At 39.4% G+C, this 15,687-nt stretch carries 20 protein-coding genes; 19 read left to right on the top strand and 1 reads right to left on the bottom strand.

The window, feature by feature from the left end:
• Window positions 1-54 precede the first annotated feature (54 nt).
• The 4 genes from EHQ17_RS19385 to EHQ17_RS19400 all read left to right on the top strand — a co-directional run bounded on the left by EHQ17_RS19385 (window position 55) and on the right by EHQ17_RS19400 (window position 1,885).
• Window positions 55-273 carry a helix-turn-helix domain-containing protein gene (locus EHQ17_RS19385; RefSeq protein ID WP_135595100.1) on the top strand — a complete coding sequence of 73 codons (219 nt, stop codon included), beginning with the start codon at window positions 55-57 and terminating at the stop codon, window positions 271-273.
• 108 nt (window positions 274-381) lie between these two features.
• Window positions 382-864, top strand: coding sequence for a hypothetical protein (locus tag EHQ17_RS19390; protein WP_001069014.1), 483 nt, complete (start codon window positions 382-384; stop codon window positions 862-864).
• A 9-nt stretch (window positions 865-873) separates the two neighbouring features.
• Window positions 874-1,383, top strand: a complete 510-nt coding sequence (locus EHQ17_RS19395; RefSeq protein WP_135595110.1) for a HEAT repeat domain-containing protein — start codon at window positions 874-876, stop codon at window positions 1,381-1,383.
• Window positions 1,340-1,885, top strand: a complete 546-nt coding sequence (locus EHQ17_RS19400) for a hypothetical protein (RefSeq protein ID WP_135595112.1) — start codon at window positions 1,340-1,342, stop codon at window positions 1,883-1,885. The genes EHQ17_RS19395 and EHQ17_RS19400 overlap by 44 nt, the downstream gene beginning before the upstream one ends.
• Window positions 1,886-2,135: 250 nt before the next feature.
• Here the strand turns inward: EHQ17_RS19400 and EHQ17_RS19405 are convergent, their stop codons facing one another.
• Window positions 2,136-2,369 (bottom strand): hypothetical protein, encoded by a 234-nt coding sequence (locus EHQ17_RS19405; RefSeq protein WP_135595114.1) that lies wholly within the window; start codon window positions 2,367-2,369, stop codon window positions 2,136-2,138.
• A gap of 1,347 nt (window positions 2,370-3,716) precedes the next feature.
• Between EHQ17_RS19405 and EHQ17_RS19420 the strand changes: the two genes are divergently transcribed.
• The 15 genes from EHQ17_RS19420 to EHQ17_RS19500 all read left to right on the top strand — a co-directional run bounded on the left by EHQ17_RS19420 (window position 3,717) and on the right by EHQ17_RS19500 (window position 15,627).
• Complete coding sequence (locus tag EHQ17_RS19420; protein ID WP_135590749.1) at window positions 3,717-3,932, top strand: DUF2191 domain-containing protein; 216 nt, start codon at window positions 3,717-3,719, stop codon at window positions 3,930-3,932.
• A complete protein-coding gene (locus EHQ17_RS19425; protein WP_135590750.1) occupies window positions 3,932-4,312 on the top strand; it encodes a PIN domain-containing protein in 381 nt (126 codons plus the stop codon). Before EHQ17_RS19420 ends, EHQ17_RS19425 begins: the two co-directional genes overlap by 1 nt.
• A gap of 330 nt (window positions 4,313-4,642) precedes the next feature.
• Complete coding sequence (locus EHQ17_RS19430) at window positions 4,643-4,891, top strand: ChpI protein (protein ID WP_135590751.1); 249 nt, start codon at window positions 4,643-4,645, stop codon at window positions 4,889-4,891.
• Window positions 4,878-5,219: a type II toxin-antitoxin system PemK/MazF family toxin gene (locus tag EHQ17_RS19435; RefSeq protein ID WP_135590752.1), complete on the top strand. Its 342-nt coding sequence runs from the start codon at window positions 4,878-4,880 to the stop codon at window positions 5,217-5,219. The genes EHQ17_RS19430 and EHQ17_RS19435 overlap by 14 nt, the downstream gene beginning before the upstream one ends.
• A gap of 338 nt (window positions 5,220-5,557) precedes the next feature.
• Window positions 5,558-5,806 (top strand): AbrB/MazE/SpoVT family DNA-binding domain-containing protein, encoded by a 249-nt coding sequence (locus EHQ17_RS19440; RefSeq protein WP_135590753.1) that lies wholly within the window; start codon window positions 5,558-5,560, stop codon window positions 5,804-5,806.
• Window positions 5,800-6,123 carry a type II toxin-antitoxin system PemK/MazF family toxin gene (locus EHQ17_RS19445; RefSeq protein ID WP_135590754.1) on the top strand — a complete coding sequence of 108 codons (324 nt, stop codon included), beginning with the start codon at window positions 5,800-5,802 and terminating at the stop codon, window positions 6,121-6,123. Before EHQ17_RS19440 ends, EHQ17_RS19445 begins: the two co-directional genes overlap by 7 nt.
• An 892-nt stretch (window positions 6,124-7,015) precedes the next feature.
• On the top strand, window positions 7,016-7,519 hold the full coding sequence (locus EHQ17_RS19455; protein ID WP_135590756.1) for a DUF6714 family protein: 504 nt from the start codon (window positions 7,016-7,018) through the stop codon (window positions 7,517-7,519).
• Window positions 7,520-8,088: 569 nt separating this feature from the next.
• Window positions 8,089-8,556, top strand: coding sequence for a FlgO family outer membrane protein (locus tag EHQ17_RS20230; protein ID WP_246057631.1), 468 nt, complete (start codon window positions 8,089-8,091; stop codon window positions 8,554-8,556).
• A gap of 386 nt (window positions 8,557-8,942) precedes the next feature.
• The gene (locus EHQ17_RS19465) at window positions 8,943-9,422 is read left to right on the top strand and encodes a VOC family protein (RefSeq protein WP_135590757.1); all 480 of its coding nucleotides are present in this window, start codon (window positions 8,943-8,945) and stop codon (window positions 9,420-9,422) included.
• Window positions 9,423-11,030: 1,608 nt separating this feature from the next.
• On the top strand, window positions 11,031-11,243 hold the full coding sequence (locus EHQ17_RS19475; RefSeq protein WP_135590759.1) for a hypothetical protein: 213 nt from the start codon (window positions 11,031-11,033) through the stop codon (window positions 11,241-11,243).
• Window positions 11,244-11,256: 13 nt separating this feature from the next.
• A complete protein-coding gene (locus tag EHQ17_RS19480; RefSeq protein WP_135590760.1) occupies window positions 11,257-12,093 on the top strand; it encodes a type I restriction enzyme HsdR N-terminal domain-containing protein in 837 nt (278 codons plus the stop codon).
• Window positions 12,094-12,419: 326 nt separating this feature from the next.
• Window positions 12,420-12,878 carry a PH domain-containing protein gene (locus tag EHQ17_RS19485; protein ID WP_135590761.1) on the top strand — a complete coding sequence of 153 codons (459 nt, stop codon included), beginning with the start codon at window positions 12,420-12,422 and terminating at the stop codon, window positions 12,876-12,878.
• Between the two features lie 407 nt (window positions 12,879-13,285).
• A complete protein-coding gene (locus EHQ17_RS19490; RefSeq protein WP_135590762.1) occupies window positions 13,286-13,882 on the top strand; it encodes a DUF7424 family protein in 597 nt (198 codons plus the stop codon).
• Between the two features lie 114 nt (window positions 13,883-13,996).
• Window positions 13,997-14,719, top strand: a complete 723-nt coding sequence (locus EHQ17_RS19495) for a glycoside hydrolase family 25 protein (RefSeq protein WP_135590763.1) — start codon at window positions 13,997-13,999, stop codon at window positions 14,717-14,719.
• Window positions 14,720-14,970: 251 nt separating this feature from the next.
• Window positions 14,971-15,627 carry a dihydrofolate reductase family protein gene (locus tag EHQ17_RS19500; protein ID WP_135590764.1) on the top strand — a complete coding sequence of 219 codons (657 nt, stop codon included), beginning with the start codon at window positions 14,971-14,973 and terminating at the stop codon, window positions 15,625-15,627.
• Window positions 15,628-15,687: the final 60 nt, after the last annotated feature.

Consider the following 15,687-nt stretch of genomic DNA (forward strand, 5'->3'; position numbering starts at 1 on the left):
AATACACGTAAATTCGTGTGTTAAAATTGTCAAGAAAGGCACATAATTTCGTGCGTGGAATATGAAGAATTTATCCGGAAAGTTGGACAGAAAATTAAGGAAATCCGGGTAGCGAAGGGCATAACCCAAGAACAAATGGATGAGGGTGAATTCGCCATTTCATATCGAACTGTTCAGGATATTGAGAATGGGCAGTCACATCCATCGGTACGTTCTATTTTTAAGATTTCGAAACGGTTGAAAGTAAAACCGAAAGATTTATTGGATGTCTAAAATTTAACAAAAATTATCCTGATTTTCTGCAAAAAAGACTCGCCAAGAAAATTTGATTTGAGCGAAAGAATTGACACTAAGTGAAGGGGGCTGAGTGTATAGTTTGTGATGAACCCGAATGAATTTCAAATTCAAATAGTTGGTCAAAGTTCTCGTTCATTTCCTGCAAACAACTTTTCATTTCTAAAAAGCGGTGAGGACATCATTTGCAATTTCATTTTTGACGATATGAGCAGTGACCCAGCCACATGTATCACGATTGCTTTAACGATTAGTTGCATCGATCAATTTTTAAAAAAAGCAACCGAAATTGATAAGATTATCCAGTCAAGAGAAGGAACTTTTATTCCTTGGGATGATCGGAAAAAAATTATGAGGGAAATGCCAGTCTTTAGAGTTTCGGTTATTTTACCCCAAATGTACAATGATATAGTTCATTTATCAATGGGGTATTTACACCCACTATCAATTGATCAAACGCAGAAAAATAAATTAAATATAATTCATGTACCTAGTTTAGCAGAAGTATCCATGCCAAATTACCATTTCATTAAATATGTTGAATCTTGCAAAAAGGCACTAATTAAATAAGAAAATTTTATGGCACTGACTGATATTCCTTACTATTACAAAATTGAATTTCCTATCCAATCGATTTACTCTGAAATACAATCCCCAAATCTTTCAGTTCTACATGATTATATATGTAGTTCAATTTTAAATATTCTTACTGAATCAATTCCTGAGCAAGACGCAATCAGATTAGAAAATATAATCAATCATCTTGCGAAAACCAAAAAGGATCTATTGCTTTCAATAGTTAATACTAAGACTGAACGTTCTGATGTTCGTGGTTTTGCGGCTAAACTTTTAATTAAAAACTCGTATTCATCGGATCTTGATGAGATTATTACGCGAATACTCGAAGATACTGATAGTTTAGTTCGTTTTGGTGTTTTATATGGGTTAGAAGAAATTCAGGACTTTGACCGAATTAGAAAACTATTTATTACTGATTCTAATATAAGAATTCAAGAAACTGCTTTGGAGATTTTGGAAAATTCAAATGGAATTTATACGGTTTTTCAACAAATCGCCCAGTCCGTTTGATGATCCTAATCATAAAGATTTTGAGAGCCTTATCAGATCTTATTTCGAACCTCGTCCTCATGAAAACGGTAAATCATCTTTTTTCTTAAAAGCTGAAGGTCTTTTGGAGAAATTAGTAGCGGGATTTATTGCAATAAAAAAAGACCCGCCTGAAAACCAAAGATTTGTCTCTATTCATAAAACTGTCTTTTTGAACTCTAAAGTCCCAATCGAAGTAGAGAGTATGGATAGCCTATTTTCCTGCATTTCAAGTTTGCACTATAATGCAGATTTTAGCTCAACGGAAGTGATGGATAAGTTTGTTGCGGAACTTAGGCAAAATCTTATGGGAAAATCTAATAAAGATTATCGAGTTCACTATAATAAGTCTGCCTATAGGTCTCTATTATCTGAAGTTTATAAAGTTTGTGATAGCTATGAAAAAGAATTGTGCTCCGATTGGATTTTAGATTTTATCGAAGAATTAAAAAAAAATGAAGATAAAGAGCCGGAAATCACTTAGTTGTACAAATAAAGAATTTAAACCACTATTTCTAATGTCCTATTCGGGATAATTGGGTTAAGATATTTAAAAAAGGAGATAATATCTCAATTCATGTTTATAGCATATTAACTGCTATAATTGGAAAATATTATGAGCATAGTGTGGATCATGAAAATTCGGAAGGAATATTAACCTATACTGACGAATTAGACAAACATCAACAATACTCTTTTGATCTGATAGAATCGGTTAAATGGGCTTAAATTTACTAAATCTTTGAGTTCTCGCTAACTGAATCATACGCATCCCAAATCAAATCTGTAAAACGGATATAATCTTCATGATTCGCAGGAGAAGTCTCTCCCTTATAAAAAACTCTAATTTTTAAATCAAAGTGATCGGCAGGATCACTTCCAAAGGCATGAGTATGAGTAATCTTGATATCCTTATCAGCGAGGAATTCTTTTATCTTTTTCGAAAATAGTTCTAAGTTTTTTTCCATATTTAAATAGTAACCCTTGAGATTACTAATTAGGCTTAAAAAAACACATTTCTAGTGTCCTATTCGGGAAATAATTAAATCCAAATATTGTTGACAATTAGATTCTTATTGCATTATTTTTTTCTAATGAAACATTACTTACTTCTCTTGAAGATCAACTCATCAGGGTTTAATATAGATCAGTTTTATGAAAAATTATCATTGAAATATTCAGAGGGAGTTCAATTGACCAGTGAATCTTTTATAATAATCACGAATGACCCGATTAAATCTTTGAATTTTAGTATGCACTCTCTAATTGGTTCGGGAAATTCTTTTCTCTTATTTGATATAACAAAGTCCGAAGCAGATCAATATAATCTATCACTAACAGATAAAAATGTTTATGAAGATCTAAAAGTTTTAAAGATTCTCCGATAAATCAGAATAGTCTGTATCATCTATATAATAAGGGCCGGGGCTATTATCAGAAGTATAATGAATTGAGCTGTTCCCTGCAACAGTAATATCGTCGCATAGAAAGAAAAGTGCTCCTGCTATGTTAATTAGGGTCCCCGCTTTTACCTTTCTTTTCGGAAGAGAATCTATTGGAGGATTCTTAGAATAATTATTTGTAGTGTTATTGATAAGTTTCATAGATAATTAGTTATCTCAGGCTTTTCAATTTATTTTTTTAGCCAATTTTTCCAATGTCCTATTCGGGATAATTGGGAAACTTAATTATCTTCCTATTAAGAGTCTTGAAAAATATCTGAGGGATAAACTTATCTTACAGAGAAATAAAAGTTTTATTAAAGAATTCGGCGATAGGTTTTTTCGGGTCGAATCATTAACAACAGTGCTTGCCAACTATTCGAATAAAATTAAAAAGGATGACGACGGAAAAATATTATTTCAACATTTAATCCGCGAAGTTGAACGAGGTCATGGAAACAAAGAAGATTTTGTTCATTCTACAATTGAATATATACTATCAATTGAAAATTTTGACAGGATTAAATCATTCTTAAAAACTGCGCTTACTGCTTGAAAAGCCGCGTCGCCTAACTGCGGTTTCTCGCTCCGTTCGTCACTCACGGTTCCCGCTCGGACTCACTTCGGGCTTCGCCACATTCGCTTTGTCACTTGGCTCGCAAGACGTTCGCTAAGGCGTCTCAAGCCTCGCGCCAATTCTTCCGCGCGTTTAACGCGCTCCAGAACCGCAAACGTCGAGAAACCTATTTCGTTATGTCGTTATGCGAAATGCCTGCAAAACTTAATTTTAAAAGCAGAGCTTCTATAAAGAAATTTGGGTGAAATTATAAAAAATGCTGGAAAAATACGAAAATACATCGTATTATGAATCGTATGAAAGTCACAGCTATTTTACCCGATGATTTAATAACGGAAGTTCAGAAATACTCCGGCGGAAAGAATATAACAGATTCGTTGCAGAAGGCACTTTCTGAATGGTTAAGACAGGCGAAAATTAAGAAACTAAATCAGAAATTAGATAAATCACCATTAGCTTTTCAGAAAGGATTTAGTAGCGAAAATATACGCAATCTAAATCGAGATAGATAATGGTATTAGTTGATACTTCGATCTGGATCGAGTTTTTCAAAAGAAAAGAACCGTATTTTAGTGAATTAAGAGATTTAATAGAATCTTCTGAAGTAATTGTGCATGAAGTTATCTTCGGAGAACTTCTTCAAGGCTGTAAAAGTAAATTAGAAGTTTCATTTATATTGGAGTATTGGGAAAATTTAAATACTTTGACTGCGGAAAATAGTTTTCTTGAAGCAGGAAAGCTTTCATACGATCAGAAGCTAAAAGATAAAGGCGTTGGACTTATTGACTCTGTAATAATCAATGAAGCAATGAAAAGAAATTTAAAACTTTGGACTTTGGATAAGAAAATATTAAAAGTCTTAAGCCCAGAAAAGATTTTTCATTCGAAATAATAGCAGCCACTTCGCATAACTGCGGTTTCTCGCGGCGCTGTGAGATCGCTTCGCGACTCTCGCTTGGCCTCCGGCACATTTGCTTTGTCACTCGGTTCGCAGGACGGCGCTAAGGCGCCTCGAACCTCGTTCCAATTCTTCCGCGCGTTTTAGACGCGCTCCAGAACCGCAAACGTCGAGAAACCTACGTCGTTAGATGAAATGCCCTAAGATTAACTTGATATTGAAGAGGAAATCAAAAGACAATTTGTCGCCTTATTTTCTAAATTTGGTATTGAAATCAGCCTATTTTAAAGTTGACGTTGGTATGACCAGGGTTATACCGAGAATATGAAAACGGCAATTTCAATTCCCGATGAGCTATTTAAAACAGCTGAAAAAACAGCCAAAAAACTTGGAATACCACGTAGCCAATTATTTGCAAAAGCATTAGAAGAATTTATTCAATCTCATAGTAAGGAATCTGTGACTGAGAAATTAAATAAAATTTATAGTGACCAGTCCAAAGAAACTAGAAATAACATCACTGACTTAGCCATAGAATCACTTCGTAAGAGTTTAAAAAATGATTCGTGGTGAGATTTGGTGGGTAGACTTAGGAATTCCATTTGGGAGTGAACCTGGATTTAAACGTCCTGTTCTTATAATTCAAGATGATTCTTTTAATCAAAGTAATATTAACACAATAGTTTCGATTGCAATTACATCGAATCTAAATCTCTCTGAAGCACCAGGTAATGTTCTAATTAGTAAGAAAGACTCAAGTTTATCTAAAGACTCGGTAATCAATGTTGCACAGATTGTGACTTTAGATAAGGAAAGATTTATAAACAAAGCGGGAAAACTTAAATCCAATAAACTAAACGAAGTTGAAGTAGGACTTAAGTTAGTTATAGGCTTAGATTAAGGGCACTTCGTCTAACTTCGGTTTCTCGCTGCGCTGCGACATTCGCTGTCCCCGCTCAGTCTTGCTTGGCCTTCGCCACATTGCTTTGTCGCTTCGACTTGCAAGACGTTCGCTAAGGCTCACTCAAGTTGAGTTAAAATCCTTTCGCGCACAAGCGCTTCGGGAACGCAAACGTCGAGAAACCTAAGTCGTTAGACGACAGTTTTTAAATATCTTTTTGAAATGAAAACTTTTAGGAATTTTACTATAGAAATTGATTCTCGCAATTCGCATATTTCAAGGCAGGAAGGACATTTCTTTTCGTTGACAAATACTAGTGTAATTACATAGTAATTACTATGAAGGCTTCAGTTGTAAAAATAGGTAATTCTAAAGGTATTCGGATTCCTAAAGCAGTTTTAGAAGAATGTCATATCGAGGAAGAAGTAGATTTACTAATCGATAATAATAAACTAATTATTGTACCTTTAAAATCAAAGCCAAGAGAAGGGTGGGAAAAACAATTTAAGGCAATGGCATCTAATAAAGACGATAAATTGCTCATCCCTGATTCAATAGACCTATCAAGCAAGGATTGGGAATGGTGATTTCTCAATACGAAGTATATTTGATAAATTTAGACCCAACGATTGGACACGAAATAAAAAAATCGAGACCTTGTGTAATAATTTCACCTAATGAAATGAACAAAACTATCGGGACAATTATTATTGCACCAATGACTACTAAATCTCGATCGTATCCCACAAGAGTTGAATTAACATTTCAAGGAAAAAAAGGCTGGGTCGTGTTAGATCAAATTCGAACTGTAGATAAAATACGTTTGATAAAAAAGTTAGGGAAAATAGATCCTAAAACGGTTCATAAAATGAAACTGGTTATAAAAGAAATGTTGGTTGATTAGCATTCCAATCCACTTGATAAAAACGCCGTCTAACTGCGGTTCCTCGCTCCGTTCGTCACTCACGGTTCCCCGTTCGGCCTCGCTTGGCCTCCGGCACATTTGCTTTGTTATACTCGGTTTGCGAGCCGCTCACTAAGGTTCGCTCGAACCTCGGGCCAACCCCATTGCATAGGCGCTCCGGGAACGTAAACGTCGAGAAACCTGGATCGTTAGGCGAAAGCTCGCCCTTTAGAAATGATATCGAAAAAGACACTTATTATTTTCGCCCTTTGTGGCGGCATAGGAACGCTTGTGCTACTACTTATCGCTGTACAAGTCTTTTTTCGCTACAGTGCGTCCATTGTTCTTCAGGACATCCGCGCCTATACCATAGAGCTCCAGCCGCAGAGCGACTGTCTCATCAAGCTATCACCTAGCTGTTCTACTCAGCATATCGAAGTCATAGGGCCAAATTTCGCGCGCGAGCTTCTCGCACGAAAGCAACAGCTCGCGAGCAGCGCAACGATCCGTCCACTTTTCGACTCACAAATCTTCACCTTTAATCCTTTCTTTGGGATCTATGAGTTATCCTTCACGTCTAATAATTGTTTAGTATTTCGCGTTACATATTCGCCGCTCATAAGGAAATTCTCCGGTCCAACCTATCATTCTTGCTACGAGCGTGAGCGGTAGCACCGGAACCCGGAAGGGGGGCGCTTTGAGATTGCTAAGGCAACTCTCGCTTGGCCTTCCGCACATTTGCTTTGACGTTCGGCTTGCAAGACGGCGCTAAGGCGCCTCGAACCTCGTTCCAATTCCTTCGCGCACAAGCGCTCCGGGAACGCGAAGGTCGAGAAGCCTGCGTCGTTAGGCGGCATTTCAACGCAGCATTCGAGACGTTTCTCAGGACCATATGTCAGACGACCTCATCCAGCAGATAGAATCAGCATTTCAGCAAATCCCTCATCCCGGGGATGAACACCTTGTTACAAACCCATCGGATCCGGAGTCTCAATTGATAGCACGCCACTTTGCAGGAAAGCGCGATTGGCGCGGTTTAGGTTCTGATTTTCTGAATGAACCTTGCGGAGCTCTTTCGTTTCTCTCGGACATGGCCTTTCGATTTTATCTCCCTGCTTTTATGATCGCTGATATACAAGGAGCCCTGGAATGGGATGATCCATCGGTGCGCCTTTGCTGGTCTCACACTGCATCCGGCGGGGAGCAACGCATCGGTAAAGTATGGGGAGGAGGTACGATCAAGGATCGTGCGGAGGACTGTCATAGGCACTTCGATTCCCGCCAGGTTTCCGCCATTATCGCCTATCTTTTGTGGAAATTGGTCTCGAACCATGACGAAGATCTCTGTATAACTGAGGCTCTCGAAAACTATTGGCTTAAACGCGAAGAAGATTAAAATAATTGTGTCTTGCCGTTCTATCTCCACAAGCTCGAACCTGTACGAGACCTTCGTCTAACTACGGTTTGTCGCTCCGTTCGGAATCGCCAATGCGACTCTCACTTCGGCTCCGCACATTTGCTTTGTCACTTCGGTTCGCGAGCCGCGACTAAGGCTCACTCAAACGTCGAGAAACTTACGTCGTTATATACCATAATCTCAGGTCAACTTTGCGAGGTAGAATGAAACTTTCGAATCAACTTGTCATATTAATATTTAACTTCTTATTTTTGTATAATTGTCAGAGGCCTGAAAATTTAGCTCTCTTGGTCGCCCCAATTTCTTATTCAATTGCGAAAAATGCACTTGAGCAAAATAAAAAAGACGGCGAATACCTAATCCGTCTTAAGTTTAATAATATCGAAAAGATGGAGAGTGATTGGCCCTCGGGTGAAATTAAATTCGATGTTGAATCCGTTGAGTCTCCAGGATAAGTAGCGAAAATTATTTATATTCTCAATGGGACACATACAGCGACAGCAATTGTTACACCTCCAGGAAAAGACAAGATCCAATTTCAAGTCAACTTGGTTGAAAGCGCGATCGTTTTCGGTCAAACGCAGAATATAGAAAATTATTTAAACTTACTTGCTAAGAATCTTTCAGATAATATTCCTAAGCATTTAAAAATTGCAATCTTCGATTTCGAAGGTATAAAAGGTGAACGAACCATTCTCGGAAAAAGAATACCTGAATCTTTAATTACTCATTTAACTTCGAATAATATTCAAATATTGGAACGTCGTTCTTTAGATTCTGCTTTAAAGGAACTATCATTTCAAAAAACGGGTTTAACAGACGGATCGGACCTTAGAAATAAACTTGGAAAGTTTTTAGGTGCTGACGCAATTTTAATCGGGACAATCAAAAACGATAAAGAGGAAATTTTGATCAATTCAAGAATAATAAATATCGAAACAGGAACGGTCATTGCCGCTGAGAAAGTCATCATTCCTAAATATCTATTTCCGCAAACTGATTTGATTGTATATTAAATATGAAACATGAGATTACGTCGTCTAACTACGGTTAATCGAGACGCTTAGAGATTCTCGGTTCCGCCCGGCTCTGCCTGGGCTTAGTCGCATTTACTCCGTCGCTCGCTTCGCAAGAAGCGAATAAAATTGTTCAAGGGCCGCCCATTTCCTTTCGCGTGTTTAACGCGTCCATAACCCGAAATAGACAAACCTACGTCGTTAGACATAATTCCCCATTCGAGATTGATTGAACTCAACCGTATTCGTCTCGTATCGAAAAGGAGATCCCATCCTTATACAAAATAATAGAATAGCCAGAGATAAATGAATTTAAAAAATCTGTTTCCAATCTTAGTTACTCGTTTTAAATCGAGAACCGATACAATTAACGGAGGAAAAAAAGAATGATACAACAAAAAATTACTCCTTGTCTATGGGTGGAAAAGGACGCTAAATCCGTAGCGGAATATTATCTATCAATATTCAAAGATGGTAAATTGAAGGACTATCGACTTTTTACGAATATGCCGAAAGACGGAAACATGGATGACTTGTCGGGCGAATTTGATACTGCCGTCATGGAATTGGCGGGTGTTGAATTCAGTATCTTGGCTGCAGGGCCACTCTTTAAATTCAACGAAGCAATATCTCTCGTTGTCAATTGTAAAGACCAAGCAGAAGTAGATTACTTTTGGGAAGCATTGACGGCTAATGGAGGTGAGGAGGGGCCATGCGGTTGGTGCAAAGATAAGTATGGATTATCGTGGCAAGTGGTTCCGACCGAGTATTTCGATCTCATTCACAATAGCAATCCTTCGATCAGAGAGAAAGCATTGATGAACACCTTCAAACAAACGAAACTAGTGCTTTCAGAGTTGAAGTAAAATGTAAAAAACCGTAAGCGAGGAAACTTCGCGTCGCTTCGTTTCCTCGCTTCGTTCAGTTTTCATCGGACAACTTCCGATCATCGCGAATTTCGGAATCTTGTTACGTTACTTCGCTTCGTGAGTCGCTCTTAAAGGCGGGCCCTACCCGCACTTCAATTCATCCGTGTTCTATCACTTCGCCTAAGCGAACGTTGGAATTATCGGGTCGTTCGGTAGTATCGCTGAAAATAAATTTGAAAGAGGATTGGAATGAAAAGACGGCTAATCAAGATTATCTTTATGATGATTCTCTACTTATCCGTTTACGATGTATTTTTGCAAAGTAAGGAATCGGGTTTGGATTTATATTTGAAAAAACTCCGAGAAAAAGGAAACGGATCGGGTAAAAATTCTAAAAACAAAGGTTCAACTCAAAGAACGGATCCGGATCTTTGCGAGCGGTATCCTAAATTACCAAGTTGCGGTAGGTTTATCGCGAATCCTGAAAACGAAAGGTCGGCGACAGAAAAATGAAATTCAATTGGAAGTCTATCAATGAAAAACTTACCGGGCTTACTCTATTCACTAGTCTTTTCGCGGGAGTTGTCGGGGGCCTTTTTAGTTTAAACGAATATCGCGAAGGTATCAAGGCTGAAAGAATCAAATCGACATTGGAATACGTTACGAAATATTCCACCGGCGAAGTGTCCGTTTCGAATCAACGGCTCTTCGAAATGTGGGAAAGGGATTACTCAATCTTAGAAGCGGCGTTGGACGCGAATCAAGATAATCCGACAGAGTTAGAACATGCTTATAGAGTAACTTCGCTTTCTATCATTAAGGAGAATAGAGTGGGGAAGGATATCGACGTTCTGATTGGATTCTTTACTTCTTTAATTCACTGTGTTCATGCAAAAATATGCGACGAGCGAACGGCGAATACTTTTTTCAATTCCGATATGGAACGATTCGCTAAATTACACTTATCGTATATCGACTATCTTCGTGCAACGTGGGACAAGGATATCGGGAAGGAGATTGAAAATTATTTAAAAAGCAGAAAAGAGCTACCCGAATAGAAGCCGAATTCGTTTCCCTTCGGTATCACGAAATATTCGTCACTGCCCGCGCGCTTTTGCGGAACGAAAAATACGATCTTCTTCCTTATTCAACCGGCGTCCATTTTCGAACTTATTATCGATCCGTGATTGATGAATCGTGATGAACTCCGGTTTTAAGAGTTCTAAAATAGAATTCGATCCTTTTTTCTTTAAAACTCTCCTTTCGGATTTTACCTTGAAAAAATAGAACTTAACTTTTATCGGGAAAGAAGCGCATAACGCACGACTTTAGTTTGTCTCTTCGCGCGTAATCTGGCGATTTAACGTAGTTTCCGATTTTCGTATCGTTTTGCCTTTCGAGTTGCGATTTCAGATCTCCAAGTGTTTCCGTTCGAACTCCCAAGTTTCCGTGTTTGTGCTGATTCGAATCGAAAATGTCAGGATAACAAATCCATCCCCGGAAATATTTAATAGATTGATTTATTTTTTCGGATCAATCCATTGGACTAAATTAGAATATACTAATAGTTTGGACTACTTATTAATACGTTAGTCAGGAGTAAATATGAATATCAATAAAGCCGTGGATAAACTTTATGAATCTAAAAAACTTGCAGAAATAGCGGATTCTCCCGTTTCTGCTTTGCAAGGTTTGAGTGAAGGTGATGCCGATTTGCTGCAAAAGGCGTTCAACGTGAAAACTGTTCGCGAATTGGCGAACTTAAAATATGTAAAATGGGCGCAAGCTATCGTTGCGTTATCCGAAACGGAACAATAAGTCAGGAGATTATATGGCAATTCCAGCAAAGGTACTAGATAGAATCACTTCAGGATTAAAAAAATTTCAACCTATACTTTCGTCTGCTAAAATAAGGGATGTAAACGAATCCGATACCGTAGTAATCATTACGGACTTGCTTTCCGAAGTATTCGGTTATGATAAGTATTCGGAAATTACTACGGAACACGTCGTTAAAAAAACGTTTTGCGACTTAGCGATTAAGATCGACGGTAAAGTTAAACTATTGATTGAGGTGAAGGCGATCGGTTTAGACTTGAAAGATGATCACATCAAACAAGCGATCGATTACGGTGCCAATGCTGGGATAGAATGGGTTATTTTGACGAATGGAATGAATTGGCAGATATACCGAATCTCTTTTTCTAAGCCGATTGATAAGGAATTAGTCTATGAAATTATTTTTTCCAATATTAATCCGAAAAACGAAAATCATATAGAGCCGGTTTATTATTTGTGTCGTGAGGCGCTCGGGAAGTCCTTATTGGATGAATACCATTCGCAAAAACAAGCTCTCAGCAAATACTATATCGGGCAGATGCTTTTAACGGAGACCATTTTGGATGTTATCAAGCGCGAGTTAAAGAGACTTACGCCGGGAGTCAAGATTGAAAACGAAGAGATCGAAGAAGTATTAAGATCCGATATCATTAAAAGAGATGTATTAGAGGGAGACAAGTCGATCGATGCCAAGAAAAAAATACAAAAAGCGGCGAATACTTATCTTCGTAGTTCTTCGCCGTCTCCCAAGAAAGAAACTAAGGATTCTTCTGTGACGGATCAGGGGGTGGAAGAAACTTCTTCAACGTTAGAATCTAGTTCCGGTTAAAGTGTATCCTCCATTTTGACTCATCACAAACCATCGGATCGTTATGCGACGTTCGGTCCCTATCAAGGCAAGCGAAACGCACTCGGCTTGCCTTACGAGAAGTTTGTATAGTTCAGCTCGAACTTCTCCCGCTAATTTTACCGCGCGTTGAACCTGCTTCGAGCACGGTGGAAATCGGGAATATTTCCCTGCTCTTCGAAACGAATCCCCTTTTTCGGACCCATTCCGATTTCGTTCGATGATTGAACCTATACGAAATATGTTGCTTCTATCGATTCATCGTTTTTCCATTGACATCGAATTCGAACGATATAGGCTTCGCTGGGATGGATTCGATTTATAAATCAAAAGTGGATTGGTGGTTGGGTGCAATCGTATTAACGCTGTTTGGCGGTGGACTTCTTTCCGTCTGTGCGGGCATTTACAGCCTTTTTTACGGAGATTCTACGATCGTTCCGTGGTCTATGCTCGCCGCCGGCTTGGGGACGGTTTCGTTTATTCTCGTTTTGGTATATCCGATCGAATATAGACTGACTCAAAGTGAGATTATCATAAAAAGCGGGCTGATACGTTGGAAGTATCCGTACGGGATGATAACCGGTGCGCGACCTACCAAGAATCCTCTCTCTTCTCCGGCGCTTTCCTTGGATCGAATTCGCATTGAATACAAAGGTAAAATGGGATTTTTTATGATTTCTCCGATCGACAAGGAAACTTTTCTGAAAGACCTAGCCAATCGTGCCATACATCTTTCTTATAAAAACGGGGTCGTTGAGATCTCATAAAATTAGGAATCAATGACAGAAAGATGTCCAAGTCCGTTGATGAAACGTTAGTCGCTTGTTTCACGTCGCTCGTTTCGTTTATTTAGTACATTCGATATACTGCATGCGATATAGTTTAATTCTCAGGTTATTCGAGGGTTGATTTACGATCCACAGGCGGCGTTCGGATTTTATTTAAAACCGACATCTAAGAATAATTGTATGCGTAAGAATCGAAACGTTGAACGCGAATCAAGTCATCACTTCGAGAGTTACGCCTAAGGATCAAAGCCGCGATCTCTTGGTTTATTCTTGGGATTCGAACGAAACCTTTCGAACCCGCTCGAAGTCCTTCCGTTTTACTTTTCGTCGTAATATTCTTTTCTTTTTGCAAATATAAAATCGCTAGCGATTTATATTTGTCCGAAATGATTCGAATAGCCTTCGCAAAGGAAGGAGGCGGGTATTTCGCCAATTCGGAGTTGAAGTTCGGAGTAAGTTCGCAGGATAAATGCGAAGAAGATAGGGAATATTTAACGGAAACACTCGGAAATTTTTTTCATGAAATTACGAACGTACAATGTTTAAAGGAGGATTTCGAAACTTACTTTCAGGCTTCGGCGAAAATTCCGATCGTTCGTACGACCGAAAGCCGATTTACTTCGATTCCCGGTTTGCTGAATATCTCCGTTACTCCGGGAGAAAAAATTCGATTAGGTTTGTATCTGAGTCCGGAACACTTTCGTTCTCTAAAAGAAATCATTAAGGAGAAATATTGGAATACGATCAACATCGAGGAATTTTCTTTGAGTTGGGTAATCATCAACGATACTAAAGATAACGTAATATTGACGGCCACGAGCGTTTATGTGAATACGAAACCCATTCCGGGCTCTTCCGAAATTGAATTGAAATCTAAGTCTAAAACGACGATATTAGTTTCGAACGTTTTGAAGGATTATATTTTCGAAAACGGTACGAGTTCGTTTTTGTCTTTCGAGTCAAAACAAAAGGCCGCCAAATAAACGGACCGCGTATCTTGGACTTTGATGCGAGCCCATCGTTTGAATTCTCTGTCGTCTTAGGCCGATCCGTTTTGCCGATTCCTACCTTGATCGTAAATCCGTTGGCGTTTTCGTATGTTTAAAAAATTTTTCATTCTCACCCTTGGTTCCGGAGTTGTCGCTTTTTCTTTCTATAAGTCCTTCGATTTAGGCTTGTTATGGTTCGTTTATCCTTCGGAAAGTACTTATCCGATTCGAGGCATCGACGTTTCCAATCATCAAGGTTCGATCGATTGGAGTTCGGTTCCGAAAAAAAATGTCTCCTTCGTTTACGTCAAATCTACGGAGGGCGGAGATTTTAAGGATAAATCCTTTTCGGCGAATTGGAATGGGGCCAGAAGACACGGTTTTAAGGTTGGTGCGTATCATTTTTTCACGTTATGCAAAACCGGTGCCGAACAAGCGGAAAATTTTATTCAAACCGTTCCTAATCTTCCGGATTCTCTTCCTCCGGTAGTGGATCTTGAATTTGTCGGGAACTGCAAAGAAAGACCGAAAGTCGAAAATGTTCAACGTGAGATTTCGGTTTTTCTCGATAGGATAGACGCGCACTATAACTCGAAAACGATTCTTTATTTAACGAACGAATTCATCGAGAAATATCTGAAGGACGGTTTCTTTGATCATCCCGTTTGGATCAGAAATATTTTTATGCACCCGAATACGTTTTCATCCGTGGAGTGGATCATTTGGCAATATTCGAGTAGAGCAAGAGTCGAAGGAATCAGCGGGCCTGTGGATATGAATGTCTTGAACGGGACTTTGGATCGTCTGACCGAGCGTGCTTCCGTAAAGTAGATCATCGTTCTTACAATCTTAAATCGACTTGGGCGCTCTTTGAATTTGGGTCGAATCCGGCTTCAGGCTCGCAAACAATGTGGTCGCGACGTTCGAGATTTCGGTTCGTAAGGAAAGAAGAGTATTCGTAACGTTGGGAACTAAAAGGAGAGAGTCGTTTGATTTGGAAGTTTGATCACACCCGCTCCTGGAAATACACTTGATCTCGTGATAAAAGTCCGGTCTTATTGTTTTTCAATCAAGGAGTTCAAATGAGTAAAGTCAAAGTGGCCGCTTTCGGTATTTCCCTCGACGGATTTGGAGCAGGGCCGAATCAAAGCCTCGAAGCACCGCTCGGAGTGCGCGGTCCGGAACTCATGAGTTGGTTCTTTCCGACTAAATTCTTTCAACAAATGCACGGCGACGGGGGTGAGACCGGAACGACGGGTATAGACAACGATTTCGCGATACGTTCTTTCGACAACGTAGGTGCATGGATCTTAGGTCGTAATATGTTCGGTCCGATTCGCGGGTCTTGGGGTGATGAATCCTGGAAAGGTTGGTGGGGAGATAACCCGCCGTATCATATGCCCGTTTTCGTCATTACACATAACGCGCGTAAGCCGCTTGAAATGGCGGGTGGTACGACCTTCTACTTTGAAACCGAGGGGATCGAAGCCGCGCTTGAAAAAGCAAAAGCGGCAGCCAAAGGTAAGGACGTTCGTATCGGCGGCGGAGTACAGACGATTCGACAATATCTGCAGAAAGGTCTGATCGATGAGATTCATTTCGCCCATTCACCCGTATATTTAGGTCAAGGCGAGAATCTTTTGACAGGTATCGATTTGCCCGGTCTTGGATTCAAGATCGCGGAAGAAAAACAGGGCGAAGGAGCTTTGCACGTCATACTGAGAAAAAATTCGATATGACGTTTTTGAGAACGGGGCGGGATAGGGTTGGTGACGGAGATTTCTCGCTTGGTTCACCTA

The organism is Leptospira gomenensis (assembly GCF_004770155.1).
Taxonomy (GTDB): Bacteria; Spirochaetota; Leptospiria; order Leptospirales; family Leptospiraceae; genus Leptospira; species Leptospira gomenensis.

Excerpts from the sequence above, each read along its gene's own strand:
- EHQ17_RS19465 (WP_135590757.1), top strand. The coding sequence starts at position 8,943 with ATGATACAACAAAAAATTACTCCTTGTCTATGGGTGGAAAAGGACGCT.
- EHQ17_RS19435 (WP_135590752.1), top strand. The coding sequence starts at position 4,878 with ATGATTCGTGGTGAGATTTGGTGGGTAGACTTAGGAATTCCATTTGGG.
- EHQ17_RS19420 (WP_135590749.1), top strand. The coding sequence starts at position 3,717 with ATGAAAGTCACAGCTATTTTACCCGATGATTTAATAACGGAAGTTCAG.
- EHQ17_RS19405 (WP_135595114.1), bottom strand. The coding sequence starts at position 2,369 with ATGGAAAAAAACTTAGAACTATTTTCGAAAAAGATAAAAGAATTCCTC.
- EHQ17_RS19480 (WP_135590760.1), top strand. The coding sequence starts at position 11,257 with ATGGCAATTCCAGCAAAGGTACTAGATAGAATCACTTCAGGATTAAAA.
- EHQ17_RS19445 (WP_135590754.1), top strand. The coding sequence starts at position 5,800 with ATGGTGATTTCTCAATACGAAGTATATTTGATAAATTTAGACCCAACG.
- EHQ17_RS19495 (WP_135590763.1), top strand. The coding sequence starts at position 13,997 with ATGTTTAAAAAATTTTTCATTCTCACCCTTGGTTCCGGAGTTGTCGCT.
- EHQ17_RS19500 (WP_135590764.1), top strand. The coding sequence starts at position 14,971 with ATGAGTAAAGTCAAAGTGGCCGCTTTCGGTATTTCCCTCGACGGATTT.
- EHQ17_RS19430 (WP_135590751.1), top strand. The coding sequence starts at position 4,643 with ATGAAAACGGCAATTTCAATTCCCGATGAGCTATTTAAAACAGCTGAA.
- EHQ17_RS19400 (WP_135595112.1), top strand. The coding sequence starts at position 1,340 with ATGGAATTTATACGGTTTTTCAACAAATCGCCCAGTCCGTTTGATGAT.
- EHQ17_RS19425 (WP_135590750.1), top strand. The coding sequence starts at position 3,932 with ATGGTATTAGTTGATACTTCGATCTGGATCGAGTTTTTCAAAAGAAAA.
- EHQ17_RS19485 (WP_135590761.1), top strand. The coding sequence starts at position 12,420 with ATGGATTCGATTTATAAATCAAAAGTGGATTGGTGGTTGGGTGCAATC.
- EHQ17_RS19490 (WP_135590762.1), top strand. The coding sequence starts at position 13,286 with ATGATTCGAATAGCCTTCGCAAAGGAAGGAGGCGGGTATTTCGCCAAT.
- EHQ17_RS19455 (WP_135590756.1), top strand. The coding sequence starts at position 7,016 with ATGTCAGACGACCTCATCCAGCAGATAGAATCAGCATTTCAGCAAATC.
- EHQ17_RS19395 (WP_135595110.1), top strand. The coding sequence starts at position 874 with ATGGCACTGACTGATATTCCTTACTATTACAAAATTGAATTTCCTATC.
- EHQ17_RS19475 (WP_135590759.1), top strand. The coding sequence starts at position 11,031 with ATGAATATCAATAAAGCCGTGGATAAACTTTATGAATCTAAAAAACTT.
- EHQ17_RS19390 (WP_001069014.1), top strand. The coding sequence starts at position 382 with ATGAACCCGAATGAATTTCAAATTCAAATAGTTGGTCAAAGTTCTCGT.
- EHQ17_RS19440 (WP_135590753.1), top strand. The coding sequence starts at position 5,558 with ATGAAGGCTTCAGTTGTAAAAATAGGTAATTCTAAAGGTATTCGGATT.